Below are 1,583 nucleotides of genomic sequence, written 5' to 3'. Positions count from 1 at the left end.
TATATATCCCAACACTCACCACGTGGAGACTGTCGTATTGATGTCAAAGGCTGATTAGGTGGGTGCATTTTTGCCCTTATGTAGCAGGGTTTAGCGAGGGCTATCGTTAAAAGGTTTAATGTGCGGCGGCTTTAAGCTGGGTTCTCGTGATTTTTGAGTGCAGTTTGGCTGTTTGAGGGAAGATGTCGACGCTCTAGGGTTGAGTGCACAGGATGTTAACGTTAAAAGGTGCACACACTTTGCACCCACCCTGTGAAGTGGGAAAATATAGCTCAAAAGGTAAAATGAAACCTGATTATTAGTATGTGCACGAGGAGGTGCTTAAGGAATGGATAATAAGAAGTTTATCGCAGAGACGAAAGATGTTCGTTTAACGGTGAAACGTGCTGATACCTTTGGCGTGAGTTTTGTTAACTGTGAACAAGATATATTGAGGGTTGAGGAAGCGCAAAATGTTATAAGGCTTATTCAAACTAAAAAAGTTTCAGCTTCGAATTGGCTGAGGTGGTTTACTCAGGGTATGCCTGAAATTGTTGTGAGTTTGCCACATGATGTGGAAGTTTGTGAGGTTGAATCTGATTCTAATCAAGTGCTCATCACAGATATTGAGATTGGTAAGCTTTATGTAGAAGTGAACAATGGCAAGGTAGAAGTTGTTAATTTGAAGGCGGATGATGTCTTTCTTAAATGTTATAATGGGCTGGCTTCAGCAACAAACGTAGAAGTAACTCATGTTTGTACGCTTGATACGTTAAATGGCATGAGTATTTTAGAAGGAACAATCACCAAGGATGCAAGCCTTGAAGTAGATTGTGAGAATGGTGTCACCGAGGTTTCAGATAAGAAGAAGGTAAATTGTAAAAACGATGGATTTGCGCATTACATGGTGCACTGTCTTAATGGGAAAGCTATTGCGAAGTAGCAGACATATAGATCAAAAAAGAAGCAATAAAACTTGATATAAGTTGGAATTAGAGCGTATATAGACATACCGATAAAGGAGGAAGCCGTATATGCTCTATGTAAAATTTGATGATTTCGAAGATGTTAGCGTCATGGGAAATGAGAAAGATCATGGAATGTTTATTCCGATTAAGGATGGGAATGTGTATGCTGAGTGCGAACGGTGCGGTGTAGTTGAAAGGATCACCTCACCATGCGAATTCATTGCTAGCACATTTAGGTCAAGAGTGAACTTCAATGAAGGTTATGAACTTTGCGAGAAGTGCTTGCAAGAGGTTGAGTTTGTTACTGTTGCTTTGAGAACTGGAAAATTACCTAATCGAGAATTGAAATAACTGAAAAAGCAAAGCAGTGATAACCGTAGTAATACAGGAAAAACTAAACGTTAAAAGGTGCACACACTTTGCACCCGGGCGGTAAATGATAATTTAGGGAGGCGTTTTATGTCAGTAATTAAAATTGAAAACCTCACTTTTTCATATTATGGATATGTAAAACCCATATTTAAAAATGTATCGTTTTCCTTTGATACAAACTGGAAAACGGGATTGATAGGAAGAAATGGAATCGGTAAATCAACTCTATTTAAGTTACTTTTAAATCAAGAAACTTATCAAGGT

General features: G+C 38.6%; 3 protein-coding genes. All 3 read left to right on the top strand.

The genetic code is table 11. The features are described from left to right. Nucleotides 1-328: 328 nt before the first annotated feature. Nucleotides 329-922 carry a DUF4097 family beta strand repeat-containing protein gene (locus tag A5295_RS00380; RefSeq protein ID WP_004114736.1) on the top strand — a complete coding sequence of 198 codons (594 nt, stop codon included), beginning with the start codon at nt 329-331 and terminating at the stop codon, nt 920-922. Between the two features lie 91 nt (nt 923-1,013). Continuing rightward, complete coding sequence (locus A5295_RS00375) at nt 1,014-1,298, top strand: hypothetical protein (RefSeq protein WP_004114737.1); 285 nt, start codon at nt 1,014-1,016, stop codon at nt 1,296-1,298. 108 nt (nt 1,299-1,406) lie between these two features. Beyond that, the coding region (locus A5295_RS06100) for an ATP-binding cassette domain-containing protein (RefSeq protein ID WP_156518080.1) at nt 1,407-1,583 on the top strand (177 nt) is incomplete at its 3' end.

The sequence above is a fragment of the Gardnerella sp. 26-12 genome (genome assembly GCF_001660745.1).
GTDB classification, from domain to species: Bacteria; Actinomycetota; Actinomycetes; order Actinomycetales; family Bifidobacteriaceae; genus Bifidobacterium; species Bifidobacterium swidsinskii.
The sequence above is the reverse complement of the archived record's forward strand: the minus strand, read 5'-3'. Positions and strand labels throughout refer to the sequence as shown.